Below are 2235 nucleotides of genomic sequence, written 5' to 3' on the forward strand. Positions count from 1 at the left end.
CGCGACGGGCGCCGCCCCGGCACCCCGCCGGGCGCGCGTACGGGCGGCCGCCGCGGGGGCCGCCGTCCTGCTGCTCGGCAGCCTCCTCGGCCAGGGCACCACCGCCATGGCGTACGGCGACCACGCCAAGCTCGTGAAGTTCGAGGCGTACCCGACGTGGGGTGCCGACCAGAGCGCGCGCGCCGCGGCCGTGGCCCGGGCCGACGGCTGGCCCCGCTACCGCACCGACCCGGGCCGCACCCAGATCAGCTCGGACGACCCGCTGCTCCTCGGCGGCGAGGGCGCGGGCTACTACAGCAGCATGACGTCCGCCACGTACACGAGGACCATGCGGGCCCTGGGCGCCGGCTGGACGTCGGGCGGCCGCGTCGTGCAGAGCCTCGACAACCCGGTGACGGACGCGATCTTCTCCGTCGGCGCGCGGCTGCGCACCGAGCCGGGCCACGCGCCGGTGACCGTCCGCGAGAACGTGCCGCCGCTGGTGACCGTGCGGCCTGCGACGCTGCCGGCCGCACTGGGCTCCTTCGGGGGCAGCGACCCGGCGACCGGCGCCCCGCGCTACGGGACCTCTCCCTTCCGCAACCAGGAGGCCCTCCTCGGCGCCGGCGTCTACACCGTCCCCGCCGACCACGTGTGCGCGGTGGGCCGGGAGGCGTTCGTCTCGGCGCCCGACTACTGGGGCACGGCCCGGCTCGGCGACGGCCCCGCCGCCGAACTGCACGGCGCGATGCCGAAGTTCCGGGCCGCCGTGGTGTCGCTGGGCACCGTGCGCACCGCGGGCGAGCGGATCACCTTCCGCACCAAGGCGGGCCGAGCGGTGGAGCCCGAGGGCTGGAGTGTCGGGTGCCTCGACCACGGCCGGCTCGCGTCCGCCGTCGACCGCCTCAAGGCGACAGCCGCCGTGTCCGTGCACGTCACCGACAGCGGCGTGCAGGCACGGCTGCCCGCCGCCTCCAGCGGCTACGCGGTGCTCTCGGCGCCCCGCACGGCGGGCTGGAGCTGCGACGGCAGGCCCGCCGACTCCTACCTCGGGCTGGTCGCGGTGCGGCTGCACGGCGCGGCCTCGATCGACTGCTCCTTCCGGCCGCCGGGCCTCGTCGCAGGCGGGGCGGCCGGTTCCGCCGCCGTTCTCGTCCTCGTCGTCATCGCGTACTTCTCCCGTCGGTTCCGGGCCACCAAGGCTTCATCCGCGCACCATCCGCACTTGGTTCGCAGGGAAGAACAGCTGACGTAGGTTCCGCTCGTGTTCGCTCTGACGAAGAATCCGCTCACTCGCCGGGTCCTGCGACCCGCCGCCGAACTGGTCGACCGTCGTGTGGCTCGCCACATGAAGGGACTCCGGCCCGAAATAGACGCGCTGAGGAAGGAGGTGGCGACCCTGCGCGGGCAGCGCGACTCCCTCGCGCTCCTCGTCGACGGCACCGCCCGCAGCGGCCCGCGCACGCCGACGCCCGCCCAGCTCGACACGCTGGTGGAGCAGGTGGCCCGGGTGACGGGCGTGCCCAAGGCCGCCGCCCGCCGCAACGTCGTCATCGCCTTCCGCAACGTGATCGCGCTGGAGATGCTGGCCGTGGGGCGCCTCGCCGGCTCCACCCAGAACATCTGCGGCAAGCTCGCGGCGACCCCACTGCTGGCCCCGCCGGAGCACCCCGAGGTCCTGGAGATCGGCACGCTGTACGGCCTGTTCTCCGCGTCGCTGCTGCGGATGCTGCACCGCGCGGGCATCGAGCCGCGCATGACGGTCGTGGACCCGCTCGTCGGGAGCCAGCTCCAGCCCGGCACGCCCGAGGGCGCCGACCCGACGGGCACGCCGGTGCGCATGGACGTCGTCCGCGCGAACCTCGCCTTCGGCGGCGCGCCCGGCGTGGACGCCCGCATCGTGAAGGGCTTCTCCGGCGACGAGGACGTGCGCGCCCAGGTCTCGGACCGCGAGTACGGCGTCATCGTCGTCGACGGCGACCACTCGGCCGAGGGCGTGCTCGCCGACCTGGAATGGGCGGAGAAGATAGCCGCGCCCGGCGGGGTGATCGTCGTCGACGACTACGGCGACAAGCGCTGGCAGCACGTCAAGACCGCGACCGACGAGCACCTCGCCCGGCCCGGCACGCGCTTCGAGTTCCTCGGCGCGGTCTCGACGTCGGCGTTCCTGCGCGTGCGGGGCTGAGGCCCGGGTCCGCGCGCGCCGGCCGGGGCGCGGGGGGGCCGGGGCAGGGGGCTGCCCCGGGGGCGGCCGGC

Annotated in this window: 1 protein-coding gene and 1 pseudogene; both read left to right on the top strand. The window is 75.6% G+C overall.

Going from position 1 to position 2235, the window contains the following annotated elements; translation table 11 throughout:
- Positions 1-1234: pseudogene (locus L1885_RS27370) on the top strand (YfhO family protein); the annotation flags it as partial.
- Positions 1235-1243: 9 nt separating this feature from the next.
- On the top strand, positions 1244-2164 hold the full coding sequence (locus L1885_RS27375; protein WP_235799838.1) for a class I SAM-dependent methyltransferase: 921 nt from the start codon (positions 1244-1246) through the stop codon (positions 2162-2164).
- The last annotated feature ends 71 nt before the right edge of the window (positions 2165-2235 follow it).

It is taken from the genome of Streptomyces fuscigenes (assembly GCF_021556455.1).
GTDB lineage: Bacteria > Actinomycetota > Actinomycetes > Streptomycetales > Streptomycetaceae > Streptomyces > Streptomyces fuscigenes.